Source organism: Salmonella sp. NW1250, assembly GCF_051812965.1.
In the GTDB taxonomy this organism is placed as follows: Bacteria; Pseudomonadota; Gammaproteobacteria; order Enterobacterales; family Enterobacteriaceae; genus Salmonella; species Salmonella enterica.
In genome coordinates this window covers 51,832-71,106 of record NZ_JAMNDD010000007.1, presented here as the reverse complement: position 1 = coordinate 71,106, position 19,275 = coordinate 51,832, and the positions used below count along the sequence as shown (strand labels likewise).

Here is a 19,275-nt window from a genome sequence, read left to right as displayed (position 1 = left end):
GGAATAGTAAGTCGTACTAAAGCTGTTATTTTCACGGTAAAAATAGGGAGAAAAAAGGAATATGAAGGGTCTATATACTATTTTAATACTACCTGTTCTCGTAACAGCTTGTAGTATGAATGATATAGCAACTACAAACCAGAAAATCAGTGATGGTGCCTCAGGAATAATGAATTCCCTGAGAGGTAACTCCTCAGGAAATGATGAGCAGCGTATGAAAGTATCTCCTTCAGAAAAAAAAGAATCGACCTCTAAAAGTTATACTGTACCAGTAGATGTTGATACTGCAGCAGCAAGAATTAAAAGGAAGTTTAAGTTTATCTCTAATGATGAACTGAGATCAATTAGAGAAAAAAATAACGATGGCGAATGGACTGCCAGCGCAATTACCGATAGTAATCAGGAATGGGATGCGATGACTGGAAGTTATTATAAAATGGGCTCAGATTGGGGCGACTATGATGATCACCTAACTATTGAGCTAGAAAAAAATGGGTCAGGTAGTCGTATTCATATAACGTACAGTTCTTCTTCAAAGCAAAGACTCGCAAGTAGCGGCTTGCAGGATTTAATGCAAAATATTAAGAATGTAGCTGAAGGGAAGTAACTAATTATTAAGGGTGTGGATATTGCTATATCCGCACTCATAAATCTATAAGGAGTAAGTGTGTTTAATCTCTTGTCCTATTTCCATAATAAATATAAAGGCCGAATTATAGAGTGTGACGAAACTCTGGATTACAGAGCCAACTTTGAGCATGCATTAAAATTTACAAAAGGGCTGGGCTTTAATGAAGGTTCAATAACGGATTTGAAGGATGGTGAATTGGATTATCATAATATGATGGCAAAAGTGTGTCATGAAGCAGAAGTGGATAGCTTCTCTTTTTCAGCAGGGCAATGTCTCAAGTGGTGTCATTTCCTTCAGCCATATTTTGAATCCGCACTTGGCTGTAAAATTTGGACGACAGTCGGTCAATTATGGAAGGGAGATAAATGGCTTTATAATCCCACATATGATGAATTTGAAAAATGGTCCAACAAGGGATTTCAGCCCGAAGATTTTTCTGAGACGCCTGCTCTAAATCTTCATGCCTGGTATACAACAGATACTGGTCATTTGATTGATATTTCATATCTGAGTACTCTTTCAAATGTATTTCCTGATTGCCATGAATATACTGGAGGTGTGCTGGTAGGTAAGCCAAATGATATTTTTCCTGGCTATCAATACGTACCTATAGTCGTTGGGCAAGGTATAGTAGAAAAAATTCAAAGCAAATCTTTTATACCTTTTCTTGCTAATGACGTTGAGGATCTAATGTCTGTTGGAATGGTGATATATGCAGACCCTAACAATGAATAATATAAGAAAGTTGACGATCATCTGAGGCGTTGCTAACATCACCAGTGCATTAGAAGTCGCTACGGCGACCATCCAAAACCCCTGTAACCTGAGAGGGGTGCCTTCGGGCGGTTACCAGCTAATGCTTCAGCGGTCTGAGAGAAGCGCCTTCGGGTGACTGCCAGCTAATGTCCCACATACCTGAGAGGGACGCCTTATGGCGGTAAACCCGTTTAACCTTTGAAAACGGGGGCCACTAATGTGGATAAGGTCACCGACCAAAAACTGGCCGGCTAACGCCTCAATGATTCACATCTTCCTGATGTTGAATTGTCATTAAAGGAGCTGAATCAGGCTCTGATCTTTCACTACGTTATGATTCTTGCCAGGGATACGCCCTGAGTTTCGTACGACTTTTGCATCGACGGATAAGGCCATTTGGCACATTTGGCCGCTTACGGAGTTGCATTAGGAGCACGAAGCTGCGCGGCGTCACTTGTGAAGTGGCGAAGACACTACCAAGTGACGCGCGCAGCGCATAACGTCTCAACCCACGTACGACGTGGTTTTCAACGTTTTACTACCATCTGACCAACATGTAGTCCGTGTTAGTACGGTATTAAACTCACTTTTACATCAACGTAAGCACGACGGAAGGCCGTCTGAACGTTCAATTATCAGTAAGGAGGAAATCGACTCGGTATCGATGGCGACACTACGAACAGTAGTGTTGGAGGCAGCTTGACGTAAGTCAGCTCTGCATAAGCAGCAAACAGATCAGAGATCTGGGGTGCCTCGCAAGAACTCAACAATTCGCCGCCCCGATGCACAGATACCAGTTGAGACGCAGGAAGCGCAAAAGCAACCGTGTCGTCGGGGATGAATTACTGGGGTACAGATCCGTCCGCTTATTTACAAGCCGAGGGACGTGTATCCCTGTGGAGATATAGGAATGTCCAGATTCAGTAAACAGCTGTGCAAACAACTTGTCACACTTGCTCGTCAGGGAAGGGGAAGTTATAAAACTGTGGCTGACCGCTCAAGAATTGCAGAACGTTTTTCTGAACGTCTGTCTGAACTGAATATTCAGATTAGGGACGTAAAACATATCAAAACTTCCCATATTGAAAAATATATTGAGAGCAGGAAGGCAGACAGTTTGTCTCTCAGGACGTTACAGAATGAGATGTCTGCTATCCGCTCTGTTTTATTATCAGCAGGAAGAAATAAACTGGCCGATCCCAATCATACCAGCCTGAGTAATCAGGCCCTGGGAATTTCTGGTGCTAACCGGGATGGCACTAAACTTCCTATTACAGATGAAAAACTTAATGCGGTTGTGAATTTTGCGCTTAAAAAAGATGAAGGTGTTGCGCTCGCGGTACAACTTTCAAGATACCTTGGATTGAGAACAGAAGAAACCGTGCAGTCCGCAAAGTCGTTAAAAACATGGAAGCAGTCATTGATTAACAATAATGAGCGTGTCCGTGTTGTTTTCGGGACTAAAGGCGGGCGGCCGAGAGAAACAACAGTTTTCAATCGTGAAAAAGTTTTATCAATTCTTGATAAGGCAATTCATTATGTCAGTGAACATAACGGAAAACTGATTGATAAACCTTCTCTGCATACTGCAATAGATCGTTACCGAAATATTGTACGAGAGGCAGGGATGAATGGTAAAAATGCCCCGCATAGTTTGCGTTACGCTTATTCACGTGATGCTGTAAATCATCATATTAAAAATGGAATGAGCCGCGACGAAGCTGAAGCATTAGTATCGATGGATTTGGGGCATGGAGATGGCCGTGGTCGTTATATTAAACAAGTTTATTTTCGCGGTGAAACAGAATAAGTTGTTTCTTTACTGAATTTTCAGGACGTAGCGCCACAGCTCATTCAGGGCTGTGGCTTTTCTAAATTTCAATCCGTATCTTTACATGCTCGAATAACTGTCATGCGTGAAACGCCGGCGAGCCTTGCCGTTTCATTTATTGATTTTCCGTTTTTCTTGCGAAGCGTTCTAATTAACTCATGTTTTTCCTTATCTGCTAGCCTCCCCCTGTATTTCCCTTTTTCCTTGGCGGCTGTAATTCCTTCCATCTGCCTTCTGCGACGATCTTCATAATCTTTACGGGCGATAGCAGCTAACATGTCCAGCATCATATTATTCACTGCCCGGAGCATACTATGAGTAAAGTCATAAGCTGATGGTGTGGACAGGGCAATGTGACTTGTAGGCAAATCAAGGCTTATTATTGAAAGCGATTTCTCATTAATCATCTTTTTTAAAGATTCCCAGCCATTATCATCCAGGCGTGAAAGCCGATCTACTTGTTCTATAAGTATCGCATCCCCTGGCTCTGTATCCTGAAGCAGTCTCATCAGTTCCGGTCGGTGCAATGCTGCGCCTGAAGCATTTTCAACATACCAGCCAGCAATGCGATGATTGTGTTGTTGAGCAAAGTCCTTGAGCCTCGATTTTGCACGCAGTGCATCCTGTTCCTGAGTTGAAGCACGAAGATATCCAAATATAAACAAAGTTCCTCCGGAAGTAACATTAAAATAGTCACATTCCAATCGGTATCATTTAAGTGGTAACTTATTTATATTCTACCAATAAACTGGATAGTATTTAATAGGTATACCCATTTGATACCCAGGTTGACATAATCACTATTTGCTCTGAAAATAGACAGGCTTACTTGTTGCTACATGCAACCAGCTAATGCTCCGGCAGTCTGAGAGGAGCGCCTTCGGGTGACTAGCAGCTAACGTTTCACCGGTCTGAGAGAAACACCTTCGGGTGACCGGAAAATCCTCGCAGCCTGAGAGAGGATACCTTCGGGTGGTAAATCCGTTTAACCTCTGGAAACGGATATTGAATCGCCATGGGTTTAACAGACACCTCAGAGTCATTTAAGATGGCTTAAAGAGAGGTGCCCATGAGCGGTAAGCGTTATCCCGAAGAGTTTAAAACTGAAGCAGTCAAACAGGTTGTTGATCGCGGTTATTCTGTTGCCAGCGTTGCAACACGTCTCGATATCACCACCCACAGCCTTTATGCCTGGATAAAGAAGTACGGTCCGGATTCTTCCACTAATAAAGAACAGTCAGATGCTCAGGCCGAGATCCGCCGTCTCCAGAAAGAGCTGAAACGGGTTACCGACGAACGGGACATATTAAAAAAAGCTGCGGCGTACTTCGCAAAGCTGTCCGACTGAGGTACGCCTTTATCCGTGACAACTCCTGTTGCTGGCCTGTTCGCCTGCTCTGTCGGGTGCTGGATGTTCATCCCAGTGGTTTTTACGCCTGGCTTCAGCAGCCGCATTCACAACGCCATCAGGCAGACCTGAGACTGACAGGACAGATTAAACAGTTCTGGCTGGAATTGGGATGCGTCTATGGTTATCGCAAAATCCATCTGGATCTGCGTGACAGCGGGCAACAGTGCGGAGTAAACAGAGTCTGGAGACTGATGAAACGTGTCGGAATAAAGGCTCAGGTCGGATACCGAAGCCCGCGGGCACGTAAAGGCGAGGCCAGTATCGTGTCACCCAACAGGCTCCAGCGACAGTTCAATCCGGATGCTCCTGATGAGCGTTGGGTAACGGACATAACCTACATCAGGACCCACGAAGGCTGGCTGTATCTTGCCGTTGTTGTTGATCTGTTCTCACGCAAAATTATCGGCTGGTCCATGCAATCCCGGATGACAAAGGACATTGTCCTGAACGCACTGCTGATGGCTGTATGGCGGCGTAATCCCGAAAAACAGGTGCTGGTTCATTCGGATCAGGGCAGTCAGTACACAAGCCATGAGTGGCAGTCGTTCCTGAAATCACACGGCCTGGAGGGTAGCATGAGCCGTCGCGGTAACTGCCATGATAATGCGGTTGCAGAAAGTTTTTTCCAGTTGTTGAAACGTGAACGGATAAAGAAAAAGATCTACGGAACGCGAGAAGAAGCCCGCAGTGATATTTTTGATTACATCGAAATGTTTTATAACAGTAAGCGTCGGCATGGTTCTAGCGAACAGATGTCACCGACAGAATATGAAAAACAGTATTATCAACGGCTCGGAAGTGTCTAGATTATCCGTGGCGATTCAGTACGTTATGTCACCAGAAATGAGACAGGTGAACCCGTTGTAAAAATGCCGGATGACGATGTGCTGAAGGAAGCAACTGAAAGCCTGGGGGTGTTGCCAGAGACTGGTATGGAAAGGGCTAAAGGCATTGTTCTGGTAGAAGGAAAGTCGGATGTCACTTTCCTGAGGCATGCGGCCAGTTCATTTAAACAATCAGGTGTGCTGCCAGCCTCTCTTGAGGACGTGAAAATTGTGCCAGTCCTCATAGGAGGATGCGGGAGCGTCAAACACTGGGTTACCTTAAATCTGGCCAACGATCTGGGGCTTCCCTGGTGCGTATTTCTGGACTCCGATATTGGGGGAGACCCTGCACAGGTTCTGTCCATTCAGAAACGTAAAAAAGAAGTGGAGGAAGCCGGTAAGGTATTCTTCGCCACGCGCAAACGTGAAATAGAGAACTATCTCTGCCCGGATCTGATCGAAGAAATTACCGGTGTAGCAGTCACGTTTACGGACACCTGTGACGCTAAAAAAATAATCGGCCGGGCTGTGGGAATGAAACCCGATAATGTGCTTGATAAATTCTGGCCCCAGATGACAGCGGAAAGAATAATCTCAAGATCAACCTATCATGACGGAACGCAGGAAAGAATTGAACTGATTGAGATCCTGAGCGACATTATTTCCATGACGAGATAATGTGTTAAAATAATCGCAGCTGCATATATTCCGGTCCACAGCAAAGGACCGGAGTATAGAATATAAAAAACCCGAAATTAATCGGGTTTTAATTATTTAACGTTTAACAGGATCCCGTGCCCGGGAGTGATTTAAAATTACGCTTATCATGGCGTTTTTGCAATCTTTATTTTTGACTGCCAAGCCATTTATTCATCTGCTCGATTTCACCTTTCTGAGCTTTAATGATGTCCTGCGCAAGCTTTCTCATTTCGGGATCTTTTCCGTATTTAAGCTCGGTCTCAGCCATTGCTATTGCTCCTTCATGGTGTGCGATCATACCTTTTGCAAAGGCCTTATCGGGATCGGGCTCATTAACGGCGGCCATCATTTTTTCATGCATGTCTTTCATGCCAGCCATATATTCCTGTGACGATGCCGATGAGTGCATATCTGACATTTTCATTTCCGAATGTTCGGCAGAAATTGCTGGCAGGGATAACATTAATATAACAAAAAGGGTGTTTTTGATTTTCATTTAATAAATCCTTTTCAGGTAGGTACCGGTTAATTGTAGCTGAGTCATATAAAAAAGCCCCCTGATGGGGGCAAAAATGTCACAACATATCCGGTTAAGGAATAATCTATCAAGGAAAGGGTAAAAAGCACGGATACTACAGTCGCATTCAGCCTACATTGATCATGCGGCGGTGCGCTTCGGCCATGGCCTGATGTGGGCCGGACTGACCGTTATTCATGAATTCATGGGCAACCGCTGCTCTTTCATGCTCATCCATCGCCGCGTAAGACGTTGAAGGGACGGTCGTGGATACTGTGTTATTTCCCATCATCTTCTGATGACTTTCCACCATTTTCTGGTGCGCATCTGCCGATCCGTTCGTCATGGTTACATGAGCAATAATGGCCTGTTCATGCTGGTCCATACCGGTCATACGGGGAGCAGTCCCCTGGATCCCGACAGGAGCCGCAGCAGACTGCATCTGGTGAGCAGGGGCCTGTGCATTGTTGACGCGCTCATGGATATTCACGGTTTCAGTGGCCCAGGCCGAAGAAATTAAACCAAAGCCCAGCAAAGATGCTAATACGATATTTTTCATGATAACTCTCCATTTCTCAATTAATGATGTCCGGGGAAGTACAACCGGTGTTTTCAGTTTCATAACTTAAACAGGTTCGGCAGTTCTTATTTCTCCGGGAGATGGCTGGATATTCATTCCTGGCGTACTCTGACGCCGGGTATTGATGAAGCAATCCAGCCTTCCTGATAAGTTGCACTAATTATATCGAATGGCTTCTGTTTGCTGCATGACAGGCTAATGACATCTTTGTCATTTAAATCTTTATTCTCAGTGTTGGGGATCCGGAATCATTTTCTCCAGTCTGGGTACGGATAAAATAAAACGTGTCGAGCGTATATCCGATTCCATATGCACTCTTCCGTGATGTGCTTCCACGATTGACTTCACAATCGCAAGACCGATGCCGCTGCCTTCTCCTTTTCGTTGTCTGGACGGATCCACCCGATAAAAACGGTCAAACAGCCTTGATAAATGCTCTTCAGGGATTGGTTTCCCCGGATTTTCAATCACAAGGTCAAAAAAGCTCCCCTGTTTTCTTATTGAGACGGTGATTGCCTGTCCCTCAGGGGTATAACGCAGGGCATTGGATAACAGATTATTGATCGCTCTTCTAAACATTTGTGGATCTCCCTCGACCAGACAGGGCATCCCGTTAAATTTGAGCGTGATATTGCGTTCTTCGGCCCAGGCTTCGAAAAACTCGAAGACTTTCATGACTTCCGCTCTGAGGTCAAACATGACCCTGTCAGGTATCAGCTGATTATTATCTGCCTGTGCCAGGAACAGCATATCGCTGACCATTTTGGTCATCCGGTTATACTCTTCAAGACTGGAATAGAGGACATCCTCAAGTTCCCTCTGTGTTCGATCCTGACTCAGTGCGATTTCAGTCTGCGTCACCAGATTGGTGATGGGCGTTCTGATCTCATGCGCGATATCGGCAGAGAAATTGGCCTGGCGGGTAAAGACATCCTCAATCTTTCCAATCATATGATTGAACGAGATAACCAGTTGCTCCAGCTCAATGGGAACGCGTGTCGGTTCCAGTCGCGCATCAAGATTCTCGGAGGTGATGTTTTTAATGGCATTGCTGACATTACGAAGGGGCAGGTGCCCCTGACGGACAGCGATTCGAATGATCAGAACAATCAACAGGCTTATCACGACGGCAATCGCAATCAGGTTCTTTTTCAGCGCATCGAGGTAATGGAGATGGAAATTAATGGATAGGCCAGTCAGCATGACATAGTTCTGCTGTTTGCCCTGAAATATCGCCTGACCAGAGGAGGCGATAATCCTGTATGTTTCCATCTTCATTTCGGACCCGGTATCCATCGGTCCCGCAGGATCCTCCACCGTCCAGAGAAAGACATCCCGTGCGCGGCTGTGCTCGCTAAAATCTGCTGAATTCACTGCCGGGCGTAGTGCCGCCCCCTGAGCTGAGCTAAAGAGCACTTCACCCCTGGGATTGAGGAGCAAAAGGGCAACGTTGCGGTAGCTGGCAATTGATTCCTTTATTTTGCTTATTTTTTTATCATCCGGATCCACCGGGGACTGCAGTATACGGTTCAGTGTGGTGCTGATTTGTTGAAGATCGCTGACATCCTGCTCGGCAAAATGATTTTCAACAGAATGCAGCATAAACCAGGTGAAGGCGATAAAAGCCAGTATCGTGGACAGGCTGATAAAAAAGGTCAGCCGCAGAGCGAGTGAGAAAGGGCGTCTGGAAGGTTTGCTATGCATCCGGGACCTCCAGCATGTAGCCCACGCCCCGGACTGTCTGGATCAGCTTTGTCTCGTAATCGTTGTCTATTTTAGCGCGGAGTCGCTTTACTGCGACATCGATCGCATTAGTGTCGCTGTCAAAATTCATGTCCCAGACCTGAGAGGCAATCAGGGAGCGGGGAAGAACCTCTCCCTGATGGCGAATGAAGAATTCCAGCAGGCTGAACTCTTTACTGGTGAGCACAATGCGGTTTCCGGCGCGACTGACTTTTCTGGATACGAGATCAATCGAGAGGTCAGCCACCTTAAACTGGCTTTCCGTGATCATCGTGTTTCCCCGCCTCAGAAGGGTTCTCACCCGGGCGAGCAGTTCGGCAAACGCAAAGGGTTTAACCAGATAATCGTCCGCACCCAGTTCCAGTCCTTTGACCCTATGTTCGATCGTGCCGAGGGCTGTCAGCAGTAAGACCGGCATACCCTTTCCGGCAGTGCGCAGCATGCGGATGATATCCCAGCCGTTCACATCAGGTAGCATGATATCCAGAATGACTAAATCATACTCGGCTGTCATGGCGAGATGATATCCGGTAAGACCATTATCAGCGTGATCCACTACGAACCCTGCCTCTGTAAGCCCTTTGCTGAGATATTCACCTGTTTTAATTTCGTCTTCGACGATCAATATTTTCATCTTGCTCCCCGGCTGGCTGCTAATGTCATTCTATTGCGCCCACGATCGTTATCAACGGATTACAGCAAAAATGACAACATTGTCATTATCCTGTCACTCGGCAAACAGAGAGCGTTAGGTAAAGTACCCCTATCAATACTCTGGACTTCATTTGAACCATTTACCAGGTCTGCCTGGACGAGAAGCGTTATGTTCAAATTAAAATTACTCAGCATTAGCACGATATTCATCCTGGCAGGCTGCGTGTCGCTTGCGCCTGAATATCAGCGGCCCGCAGCACCGGTACCCCAGCAGTTTTCACTGTCCCATAACAGCCTGACGCCAGCGGTAAATGGCTATCAGGATACGGGCTGGCGTAACTTTTTTGTCGATCCCCAGGTTACCCGGTTGATCGGTGAAGCTCTGACTAATAACCGTGATTTGAGAATGGCTGCCCTGAAGGTTGAAGAGGCCCGAGTCCAGTTCAACGTCACGGATGCAGATCGTTACCCCCAGCTGAATGCCTCATCCGGGATAACATACAGCGGTGGTCTGAAAGGTGACAAGCCGACCACACAGGAGTACGACGCGAGACTGGAGCTCAGCTATGAGCTCGATTTTTTCGGCAAACTTAAGAACATGAGTGATGCTGACCGCCAGAACTACTTTGCCAGCGAAGAAGCCCGTCGGGCCGTACACATCCTGCTGGTCTCCAACGTTTCACAGAGCTATTTCAGCCAGCAACTGGCGTACGAACAACTCCGTATTGCGCGGGAAACGCTGAAAAATTATGAACAGTCCTATGCTTTCGTTGAGCAACAGCTCGTGACCGGGAGTACGAACGTTCTGGCACTTGAACAGGCGAGAGGACAAATCGAAAGTACCCGCGCCGAAATAGCCAAACGAGAAGGCGATCTGGCTCAGGCAAACAATGCCCTGCAACTGGTGCTGGGAACGTACCGCGCACTTCCGTCAGAAAAAGGGATGAAAGGCGGGGAGATCGCACCAGTAAAATTGCCACCAAATCTATCTTCACAAATTTTGCTGCAGCGACCGGATATTATGGAAGCGGAATATCAGCTGAAAGCGGCTGATGCCAATATTGGCGCAGCGCGAGCGGCCTTTTTCCCCTCCATTACCCTGACCAGTGGTCTTTCCGCAAGCAGTACGGAGCTGTCAAGCCTGTTTACGTCAGGAAGTGGAATGTGGAATTTTATCCCTAAAATTGAAATTCCTATTTTTAATGCTGGCAGGAATAAAGCCAATCTGAAGCTGGCTGAAATTCGCCAGCAACAATCGGTGGTTAATTACGAACAAAAAATTCAGTCAGCCTTTAAGGATGTTTCCGACACGCTTGCGCTGCGCGACAGCCTTAGCCAGCAACTTGAGTCACAGCAGCGTTATCTTGATTCACTTCAGATAACTCTCCAGCGTGCCAGAGGATTATATGCAAGTGGTGCTGTCAGTTACATCGAAGTGCTGGATGCAGAACGTTCCCTCTTCGCTACGCAGCAAACCATTCTCGATCTTACCTATTCCCGACAGGTTAACGAAATTAATCTGTTTACCGCGCTGGGTGGCGGTTGGGTAGAGTAAATTTATTTAATTAATCAGGAAATTAAAAATGCGTAATTCACTTAAAGCCGTTTTATTTGGTGCCTTCTCTGTCATGTTTTCTGCCGGTCTTCATGCTGAAACACATCAGCATGGCGATATGAATGCTGCCAGTGATGCTTCGGTACAGCAGGTTATCAAGGGCACCGGTGTCGTTAAAGACATTGATATGAATAGTAAAAAGATTACCATTTCGCACGAAGCAATCCCTGCTGTGGGCTGGCCTGCAATGACCATGCGCTTCACTTTTGTTAATGCAGACGACGCTATCAATGCCCTGAAAACCGGCAACCATGTCGATTTCTCGTTTATTCAGCAGGGCAATATCTCCTTACTCAAAAGCATTAACGTTACGCAATCCTGATTATCAGTCCGGAGCGAATACATCCAGTGCGCCTGAACATTCATTAAGGGATTACTGTGAATGAATGATCGGGCGCATATGCCAGGTGTTTTGATTTTTCAGCGAGAAATTGTATGGCTTCTTTAAAGATAAAATATGCTGCAATAATTATCAGCAGCCTCATAGCAGGAGGGCTGATATCGGTTACTGCCTGGCAGTATGTAAACTCATCACAAAAAACAGTACAAACCGAACAAAAGGCACCGGAGCGAAAGGTACTTTTCTGGTATGACCCGATGAAACCGGATACCAAATTTGATAAACCCGGAAAATCTCCCTTTATGGATATGGACCTGGTGCCAAAATATGCTGATGAAAGCGGCGATAAAAGCAGTGGCGGGATCCGTATCGATCCAACGCAGGTTCAGAATCTGGGATTAAAAACGCAAAAAGTCACGCGAGGAATGCTGAATTATTCTCAGACAATCCCGGCTAATGTCAGTTACAACGAGTATCAGTTTGTCATTGTGCAGGCGCGCTCTGACGGTTTCGTCGAAAAAGTGTATCCCCTGACGATTGGCGATCATGTGAAGAAAGGCACTCCGCTTATCGATATCACCATTCCTGAATGGGTTGAGGCACAAAGTGAGTTCCTGCTGTTATCCGGTACAGGCGGTACGTCAACCCAGATAAAAGGGGTTCTGGAGCGACTTCGTCTAGCTGGTATGCCGGAAGAGGATATTCAAAGGCTGCGTTCAACCCGCACAATCCAGACCCGTTTTACCATTAAAGCACCTATTGATGGTGTCATTACTGCGTTTGACCTGCGCACCGGAATGAATATTTCGAAAGATAAAGTAGTGGCTCAGATTCAGGGGATGGACCCGGTCTGGATCAGCGCTGCAGTGCCAGAATCTATCGCATATCTGCTGAAAGATACGTCGCAGTTTGAAATTTCGGTACCGGCTTATCCGGATAAAACATTCCATGTCGAAAAATGGAACATTCTTCCCAGCGTGGATCAGACAACCCGTACGCTTCAGGTCCGTCTCCAGGTTTCTAATAAGGATGAGTTTCTCAAGCCGGGCATGAATGCCTATCTGAAACTGAATACCAAGAGCCAGGAGATGCTGCTGATACCAAGCCAGGCCGTTATCGATACCGGCAAAGAACAGCGCGTGATTACTGTTGATGATGAAGGCAAGTTTGTGCCGAAACAGATCCACGTTCTGCATGAATCACAGCAACAGTCCGGCATTGGCTCCGGCCTGAATGAAGGCGATACCGTGGTGGTCAGTGGCCTGTTCCTCATTGACTCCGAAGCCAATATTACGGGCGCGCTGGAACGTATGCGCCACCCTGAAAAAACAGAAAACAGTATGCCAGCAATGTCTGAGCAGCCTGTAAATATGCATTCAGGGCACTGAGGAGACGACGATGATTGAATGGATTATCCGGCGCTCTGTCGCCAACCGTTTCCTGGTCATGATGGGCGCACTGTTTCTCAGCATCTGGGGCACATGGACGATAATTAACACGCCGGTCGATGCGCTGCCTGACCTGTCAGATGTGCAGGTCATTATTAAAACCAGCTATCCCGGACAGGCCCCGCAGATTGTAGAAAACCAGGTCACCTATCCGCTTACCACCACCATGCTGTCCGTACCTGGCGCAAAAACCGTGCGTGGCTTTTCACAGTTCGGTGATTCGTATGTGTATGTCATTTTTGAAGACGGCACCGATCTGTACTGGGCCCGTTCGCGCGTGCTGGAATACCTGAATCAGGTTCAGGGCAAACTGCCTGCGGGTGTGAGCTCTGAAATCGGCCCGGACGCCACGGGAGTGGGCTGGATATTTGAATATGCCCTTGTCGATCGCAACGGAAAACACGACCTTTCAGAACTGCGCTCTCTGCAGGACTGGTTCCTGAAATTTGAGCTGAAAACCATCCCGAACGTGGCTGAGGTCGCTTCGGTTGGCGGCGTGGTGAAACAGTACCAGATTCAGGTCAATCCGGTAAAACTGTCCCAGTACGGTATCAGCCTGCCCGAAGTGAAACAGGCACTTGAATCGTCTAACCAGGAGGCCGGTGGCTCATCCGTTGAAATGGCCGAAGCGGAGTATATGGTCCGTGCCAGCGGTTATCTTCAGAGCATTGATGATTTTAATAACATCGTCCTGAAAACAGGTGAGAACGGCGTGCCGGTTTATCTGCGGGATGTTGCCCGCGTGCAGACCGGGCCCGAAATGAGGCGTGGTATTGCCGAGCTGAACGGCCAGGGAGAAGTCGCTGGCGGCGTGGTGATCCTGCGGTCGGGTAAAAATGCGCGCGACGTTATCACGGCAGTGAGGGATAAACTGGAGACGCTGAAGGCCAGCCTGCCGGAAGGCGTTGAAATCGTGACCACCTACGATCGCAGCCAGTTAATCGACCGGGCGATTGATAACCTCAGTTCCAAACTTCTGGAAGAGTTTATCGTGGTGGCCATCGTCTGTGCTCTGTTCCTGTGGCACGTACGTTCTGCCCTGGTGGCGATTATCTCTCTGCCGCTTGGCCTGTGTATCGCCTTTATCGTCATGCACTTCCAGGGACTGAACGCCAATATCATGTCGCTGGGAGGGATAGCGATTGCCGTCGGTGCGATGGTGGATGCCGCCATTGTGATGATTGAAAATGCGCACAAACGGCTTGAGGAGTGGGATCATCAGCATCCGGGTGAGCAGATTGACAACGCCACCCGCTGGAAGGTGATTACCGACGCCTCCGTGGAAGTGGGACCCGCGTTGTTCATTAGCCTGCTGATCATCACCCTGTCCTTTATTCCTATCTTTACCCTGGAAGGGCAGGAAGGTCGTCTGTTTGGCCCGCTGGCATTCACGAAAACGTACTCCATGGCGGGAGCGGCCGCACTGGCCATCATCGTCATTCCTATTCTGATGGGATTCTGGATCCGGGGGAAAATTCCTGCCGAGACAAGTAACCCCCTGAACCGGGTGCTGATCAAAGCGTATCATCCTTTGCTGCTGCGGGTCCTCCACTGGCCAAAAACAACCCTGCTGGTTGCGGCCTTGTCCATTTTCACGGTTATCTGGCCACTGAGTCAGGTGGGCGGTGAATTTCTGCCGAAGATTAACGAGGGCGATCTGCTGTATATGCCGTCGACCTTGCCTGGCGTCTCTCCGGCAGAAGCTGCAGCGCTCCTGCAGACAACAGACAAGTTAATCAAAAGCGTTCCTGAAGTGGCTTCTGTATTTGGCAAGACCGGTAAAGCAGAGACCGCAACGGATTCCGCGCCGCTCGAAATGGTGGAAACCACGATCCAGCTCAAACCTGAGGATCAGTGGCGTCCCGGCATGACAATTGACAAGATTATTGATGAACTCGACAGGACAGTCCGTTTACCGGGTCTGGCAAACCTCTGGGTGCCGCCTATCCGTAACCGTATTGATATGCTCTCAACCGGGATCAAAAGCCCGATAGGTATCAAAGTGTCCGGGACTGTTCTGTCCGATATCGACGCGACGGCGCAGAGTATCGAGGCGGTAGCCAAAACCGTGCCTGGCGTGGTGTCTGTCCTGGCTGAGCGACTTGAGGGCGGGCGCTACATCGATATCGATATCAACCGGGAGAAAGCCTCCCGCTACGGGATGACGGTAGGTGATGTCCAGCTGTTCGTCTCTTCAGCAATCGGAGGTGCTATGGTGGGTGAGACGGTTGAAGGGGTGGCCCGGTACCCTATTAACATTCGCTACCCGCAGGATTACCGGAACAGTCCGCAGGCGCTGAAACAGATGCCGATCCTGACCCCGATGAAGCAGCAGATCACGCTGGGCGATGTCGCGGATATTAACGTCGTTTCTGGACCAACCATGCTGAAAACCGAAAATGCCCGGCCAGCCAGCTGGATTTATGTTGATGCCCGCGGCAGGGACATGGTGTCGGTGGTTAACGACATTAAGACGGCCATCAGCGAGAAAGTGAAACTGAGACCGGGAACCAGTGTGGCATTCTCCGGACAGTTTGAACTGCTTGAGCATGCCAACAAGAAACTGAAGCTGATGGTGCCGATGACGGTGATGATCATTTTCATCCTGTTGTATCTGGCATTCCGCCGGGTTGACGAAGCCCTGCTGATCCTGATGAGCCTGCCGTTCGCCCTGGTTGGCGGAATATGGTTCCTGTACTGGCAGGGCTTCCATATGTCAGTGGCGACCGGAACCGGGTTTATCGCCCTGGCCGGGGTGGCAGCAGAGTTTGGCGTGGTCATGCTGATGTATCTGCGTCATGCCATTGAAGCGCACCCGGAATTGTCCCGTAAAGAGACGTTCACACCGGAAGGTCTTGATGAAGCCCTCTATCATGGTGCCGTACTGCGTGTCCGGCCGAAAGCCATGACCGTGGCGGTGATCATTGCGGGTCTGCTGCCAATACTCTGGGGAACCGGCGCAGGTTCAGAAGTCATGAGCCGTATTGCTGCGCCAATGATTGGTGGGATGATCACGGCTCCGCTGCTGTCCCTGTTCATTATTCCTGCCGCCTACAAATTAATCTGGCTGCGCAGACATAAAAAAAGCGTGTCATAACCCTGAAAGGGCGCCCCCAGTGGGCGTCCTTCTGCACTGATTCACCCTGACGTCAGGGTTTATATCGATAATATACAGAGGTGAGTATGAAAAAAGTGGTTCTAATGGCCCTGGCTCTCGGCCTGTCACTGCCTGCAATGGCGAGTGAAAAAGTCATTGATATGTACAAATCTGAAAACTGTGGCTGTTGTTCCCTGTGGGGCAAAGCGATGGAAAAAGACGGGTTCGAAGTGCGAACTCACGTCATGAATGATCAGGCGCTGTCAGCCCTGAAAGAAAAGCATGCTGTTCCTGCTGGACTACGAAGTTGTCATACCGCGGTTGTAGGTAATTTGATCATTGAAGGCCATGTGCCTGCGGCAACGATACATAAGGCCATGCAGTCTGGTTCGGGTATATACGGTCTCGCCACCCCCGGTATGCCAGCAGGAAGTCCGGGAATGGAGATGGGGGCCCGAAAAGAGGCTTACGATGTTATCGCATTCTCACCGGAGGGCAGTAAAAAAGTCTTCCAGCGAATCGAATAGTCAGCGGAACGGCTGATAACGGGACGCCGGCAGCAGGCACTCTTATGCCGGCGGCATTCGTGGTAATCGCATCCATGACATATCCTGAAGACAGAAAATGCTTCAGATATGCATAAGGAGAGTTACTGTGAAAAATGACAATGCAGTGGAACATAACAACCAGACTGCTTCTGAGCAGACATCATCCCCGGACGAGAGTCACGCATTGCATAAGGTGAGAGATCCCGTGTGCGGGATGGTCATCCTGCCTGACAAGGCGCACAGCAGCATTCGATACCAGGACCATCAGCTTTATTTCTGCTCCGCCAGCTGTGAGAGCAAATTTAAAGCCCATCCCGATCATTATTTTACCGAAGATGCCAGTGAACATCACCATCACCACGACCACCATGAAGTCAGCCCTGATAAGATAAAACAGTCTCACCGCCAGGCGGAGAAAGAGATTTCTGAAGGTGTGTGGACATGTCCGATGCATCCGGAGATACGCCGTAGTGGTCCCGGAAGCTGTCCTGTCTGTGGAATGGCACTGGAGCCGCTCGTAGCTACGGCATCCACGGGGACGAGTGATGAACTTCGCGACATGACAAGACGCTTCTGGCTGGGGTTGTTGCTGGCGTTTCCGGTTCTGATACTCGAAATGGGTTCTCATCTGTTTCCCGCTTTGAGGAATACAGTACCGCCACAGTACAACACATGGCTGCAGTTACTTCTGGCCTCTCCTGTCGTTTTGTGGTGTGGCTGGCCATTCTTCGCCCGGGCCGGAATGTCGTTACGTAACCGCTCCCTGAATATGTTTACCCTTGTTGCAATGGGGACCGGCGTAGCCTGGGTTTACAGCGTCATTGCAACCGTCTTCCCCTCCTGGTTTCCTGCATCGTTCAGAAACATGGATGGCCTGGTGGCCATTTATTTTGAAGCCGCAGCTGTTATTACGGTGCTTGTTCTGCTGGGACAGGTCCTTGAATTGCGGGCAAGGGAACAAACCTCAGGTGCCATTACTGCGCTTCTTAACCTTGCCCCCAAAACCGCCAGGCGGCTGGATCAAGACGGTCATGAAACGGATATTAATGCGGAAGATGTCCTGCCTGGCGATAAGCTCCGCATCAGACCTGGAGAGAGTATTCCGGTCGACGGTATCGTGGTCGAAGGCAAAACAACCGTTGATGAATCGATGGTGACCGGGGAATCTATGCCTGTTACCAAAACGGAGGGTGACCCTGTCATCGGGGGGACCATTAATCAGACAGGTAGTCTTATCATCCGTGCAGAGAAAGTCGGTGATGAAACGATGCTCTCACGAATTGTTCAGATGGTCGCTGATGCACAGCGTTCGCGGGCCCCCATCCAGAGAATGGCTGACAGCGTTTCAGGCTGGTTTGTTCCTCTGGTGATACTTATCGCGGTTGTTGCTTTCATGATCTGGTCTGTCTGGGGGCCCGAGCCCAGGATGGCGCACGGTCTCATTGCGGCTGTGTCGGTCCTGATTATTGCCTGTCCCTGCGCGCTGGGGCTGGCCACGCCGATGTCGATAATGGTGGGGGTGGGCAAAGGAGCCCAGGCCGGGGTGTTAATCAAGAATGCCGAAGCCCTTGAGCGTCTTGAAAAAGTGGACACGCTGGTTGTCGACAAAACAGGCACGCTCACGGAAGGTTCGCCGACGGTGACAGGGATTATCAGTCTCAATCCGGGTGGGGAAACATCTCTTTTGCGTGTAACGGCCGCAGTGGAAAAAGGCTCGCAGCATCCGCTGGGTATGGCAGTAGTTAAAGCAGCACAGGAAAAGGGGATCGCAATACCCGCAGTCACTCATTTCAATGCGCCGTCGGGTAAAGGTGTCTCAGGCGATGTCGAAGGTCAACGGGTTGTTATTGGTAATGAACTGGCTATGCAGGAAAACAGTATCGTTATTGATAATCAAAAGGCCGTTGCGGATACGTTGCGGATGGAAGGCGCTACCGTTATCTATGTGGCCACAGACGGGCACCTTGCAGGCCTGATAGCTATCTCGGATCCCGTGAAAGCAACCACGCCGGATGCGCTTAAAGCTTTGCGTCAGGCGGGGATCCGCATCGTTATGCTCACCGGGGATAACCAGCTTACCGCTGAAGCAGTCGCACGGAAACTGGGAATAGATGAGGTTGAAGCCGGGATTCTGCCGGATGGCAAAAAAGCAGTGATAACCCGACTGAAAGCGTCTGGCCATGTGGTTGCGATGGCCGGAGACGGTGTGAATGATGCCCCGGCGCTGGCAGCGGCTGACGTGGGTATAGCCATGGGAACGGGTACAGATGTGGCAATTGAAAGTGCCGGAGTCACCCTTCTCAAAGGCGACTTGATGATACTGAACAGGGCCCGTCATCTGTCAGAAATCACCATGAAAAATATCCGACAGAATCTGTTTTTTGCATTTATCTACAACGCACTTGGCGTGCCTGTGGCTGCAGGTCTGCTTTATCCTGTGTATGGAATACTGCTGTCGCCAGTTATTGCGGCGGCGGCCATGGCTCTTTCCTCCGTCAGCGTCATTGTGAATGCGTTGCGTCTGAAAAGTGTCAGGCTCGGGAAATAACACTGAGTGAAGGGGCTGTTACGAACAGAAGGA

At 48.8% G+C, this 19,275-nt stretch carries 15 protein-coding genes and 1 pseudogene; 11 read left to right on the top strand and 5 right to left on the bottom strand.

From position 1 onward, the window contains the following. Nucleotides 1-61: 61 nt before the first annotated feature. The 3 genes from NBA72_RS13720 (at nucleotide 62) to NBA72_RS13710 (ending at nucleotide 3,197) form a co-directional block, all read left to right on the top strand. Nucleotides 62-607 (top strand): hypothetical protein, encoded by a 546-nt coding sequence (locus NBA72_RS13720; RefSeq protein ID WP_020899213.1) that lies wholly within the window; start codon nucleotides 62-64, stop codon nucleotides 605-607. A gap of 60 nt (nucleotides 608-667) precedes the next feature. Continuing rightward, nucleotides 668-1,366, top strand: a complete 699-nt coding sequence (locus NBA72_RS13715; protein ID WP_020899212.1) for a hypothetical protein — start codon at nucleotides 668-670, stop codon at nucleotides 1,364-1,366. 931 nt (nucleotides 1,367-2,297) lie between these two features. Beyond that, nucleotides 2,298-3,197: an integrase domain-containing protein gene (locus NBA72_RS13710; RefSeq protein WP_006786007.1), complete on the top strand. Its 900-nt coding sequence runs from the start codon at nucleotides 2,298-2,300 to the stop codon at nucleotides 3,195-3,197. A 68-nt stretch (nucleotides 3,198-3,265) separates the two neighbouring features. Here NBA72_RS13710 and NBA72_RS13705 read toward each other — a convergent pair whose 3' ends face one another. After that, nucleotides 3,266-3,883: a recombinase family protein gene (locus NBA72_RS13705; protein ID WP_020899211.1), complete on the bottom strand. Its 618-nt coding sequence runs from the start codon at nucleotides 3,881-3,883 to the stop codon at nucleotides 3,266-3,268. Nucleotides 3,884-4,287: 404 nt separating this feature from the next. On the opposite strand from NBA72_RS13705, the gene NBA72_RS13700 reads away from it, so the two are divergent. Beyond that, a protein-coding gene (locus NBA72_RS13700) for an IS3 family transposase (protein ID WP_087464944.1) occupies nucleotides 4,288-5,435 on the top strand; the annotation gives its coding sequence in 2 pieces (ribosomal slippage) (nucleotides 4,288-4,537 and nucleotides 4,537-5,435; 1,149 coding nt in all). Between the two features lie 12 nt (nucleotides 5,436-5,447). Next, a pseudogene (locus NBA72_RS13695) lies at nucleotides 5,448-6,131 on the top strand (TOPRIM nucleotidyl transferase/hydrolase domain-containing protein); the annotation flags it as partial. Nucleotides 6,132-6,297: 166 nt separating this feature from the next. On the opposite strand, the gene copM reads toward NBA72_RS13695, so the two are convergent. The 4 genes from copM to silR all read right to left on the bottom strand — a co-directional run bounded on the left by copM (nucleotide 6,298) and on the right by silR (nucleotide 9,626). After that, nucleotides 6,298-6,648, bottom strand: coding sequence for a CopM family metallochaperone (copM, locus tag NBA72_RS13690; protein WP_006785879.1), 351 nt, complete (start codon nucleotides 6,646-6,648; stop codon nucleotides 6,298-6,300). A gap of 148 nt (nucleotides 6,649-6,796) precedes the next feature. Beyond that, nucleotides 6,797-7,228 carry a silver-binding protein SilE gene (gene silE, locus NBA72_RS13685; RefSeq protein ID WP_042949243.1) on the bottom strand — a complete coding sequence of 144 codons (432 nt, stop codon included), beginning with the start codon at nucleotides 7,226-7,228 and terminating at the stop codon, nucleotides 6,797-6,799. Between the two features lie 249 nt (nucleotides 7,229-7,477). Further along, a complete protein-coding gene (gene silS, locus NBA72_RS13680; protein ID WP_042949241.1) occupies nucleotides 7,478-8,953 on the bottom strand; it encodes a copper/silver sensor histidine kinase SilS in 1,476 nt (491 codons plus the stop codon). Continuing rightward, nucleotides 8,946-9,626 (bottom strand): copper/silver response regulator transcription factor SilR, encoded by a 681-nt coding sequence (gene silR / locus NBA72_RS13675; protein WP_000697968.1) that lies wholly within the window; start codon nucleotides 9,624-9,626, stop codon nucleotides 8,946-8,948. Before silR ends, silS begins: the two co-directional genes overlap by 8 nt. A 189-nt stretch (nucleotides 9,627-9,815) precedes the next feature. Between silR and silC the strand changes: the two genes are divergently transcribed. From silC to silP, 6 genes are all read left to right on the top strand, one after another. Beyond that, on the top strand, nucleotides 9,816-11,201 hold the full coding sequence (silC, locus tag NBA72_RS13670) for a Cu(+)/Ag(+) efflux RND transporter outer membrane channel SilC (RefSeq protein ID WP_042949238.1): 1,386 nt from the start codon (nucleotides 9,816-9,818) through the stop codon (nucleotides 11,199-11,201). 28 nt (nucleotides 11,202-11,229) lie between these two features. Further along, the gene (gene cusF, locus NBA72_RS13665; protein WP_001246153.1) at nucleotides 11,230-11,583 is read left to right on the top strand and encodes a cation efflux system protein CusF; all 354 of its coding nucleotides are present in this window, start codon (nucleotides 11,230-11,232) and stop codon (nucleotides 11,581-11,583) included. Nucleotides 11,584-11,696: 113 nt separating this feature from the next. Next, complete coding sequence (gene silB / locus NBA72_RS13660) at nucleotides 11,697-12,989, top strand: Cu(+)/Ag(+) efflux RND transporter periplasmic adaptor subunit SilB (protein ID WP_001485328.1); 1,293 nt, start codon at nucleotides 11,697-11,699, stop codon at nucleotides 12,987-12,989. A 10-nt stretch (nucleotides 12,990-12,999) separates the two neighbouring features. Beyond that, the gene (gene silA / locus NBA72_RS13655) at nucleotides 13,000-16,146 is read left to right on the top strand and encodes a Cu(+)/Ag(+) efflux RND transporter permease subunit SilA (protein ID WP_000574021.1); all 3,147 of its coding nucleotides are present in this window, start codon (nucleotides 13,000-13,002) and stop codon (nucleotides 16,144-16,146) included. Nucleotides 16,147-16,232: 86 nt separating this feature from the next. Continuing rightward, nucleotides 16,233-16,673, top strand: coding sequence for a DUF411 domain-containing protein (locus tag NBA72_RS13650; protein WP_002436620.1), 441 nt, complete (start codon nucleotides 16,233-16,235; stop codon nucleotides 16,671-16,673). A gap of 97 nt (nucleotides 16,674-16,770) precedes the next feature. Further along, complete coding sequence (gene silP / locus NBA72_RS13645; protein WP_129244003.1) at nucleotides 16,771-19,242, top strand: Ag(+)-translocating P-type ATPase SilP; 2,472 nt, start codon at nucleotides 16,771-16,773, stop codon at nucleotides 19,240-19,242. Nucleotides 19,243-19,275: the final 33 nt, after the last annotated feature.

What these genes read in the sequence shown, in the direction of transcription:
- NBA72_RS13720 (WP_020899213.1), top strand. Translation starts at nt 62, where the DNA reads ATGAAGGGTCTATATACTATTTTAATACTACCTGTTCTCGTAACAGCT.
- NBA72_RS13710 (WP_006786007.1), top strand. Translation starts at nt 2,298, where the DNA reads ATGTCCAGATTCAGTAAACAGCTGTGCAAACAACTTGTCACACTTGCT.
- copM (WP_006785879.1), bottom strand. Translation starts at nt 6,648, where the DNA reads ATGAAAATCAAAAACACCCTTTTTGTTATATTAATGTTATCCCTGCCA.
- silE (WP_042949243.1), bottom strand. Translation starts at nt 7,228, where the DNA reads ATGAAAAATATCGTATTAGCATCTTTGCTGGGCTTTGGTTTAATTTCT.
- silS (WP_042949241.1), bottom strand. Translation starts at nt 8,953, where the DNA reads ATGCATAGCAAACCTTCCAGACGCCCTTTCTCACTCGCTCTGCGGCTG.
- silR (WP_000697968.1), bottom strand. Translation starts at nt 9,626, where the DNA reads ATGAAAATATTGATCGTCGAAGACGAAATTAAAACAGGTGAATATCTC.
- silC (WP_042949238.1), top strand. Translation starts at nt 9,816, where the DNA reads ATGTTCAAATTAAAATTACTCAGCATTAGCACGATATTCATCCTGGCA.
- cusF (WP_001246153.1), top strand. Translation starts at nt 11,230, where the DNA reads ATGCGTAATTCACTTAAAGCCGTTTTATTTGGTGCCTTCTCTGTCATG.
- silB (WP_001485328.1), top strand. Translation starts at nt 11,697, where the DNA reads ATGGCTTCTTTAAAGATAAAATATGCTGCAATAATTATCAGCAGCCTC.
- silA (WP_000574021.1), top strand. Translation starts at nt 13,000, where the DNA reads ATGATTGAATGGATTATCCGGCGCTCTGTCGCCAACCGTTTCCTGGTC.
- NBA72_RS13650 (WP_002436620.1), top strand. Translation starts at nt 16,233, where the DNA reads ATGAAAAAAGTGGTTCTAATGGCCCTGGCTCTCGGCCTGTCACTGCCT.
- silP (WP_129244003.1), top strand. Translation starts at nt 16,771, where the DNA reads ATGCTTCAGATATGCATAAGGAGAGTTACTGTGAAAAATGACAATGCA.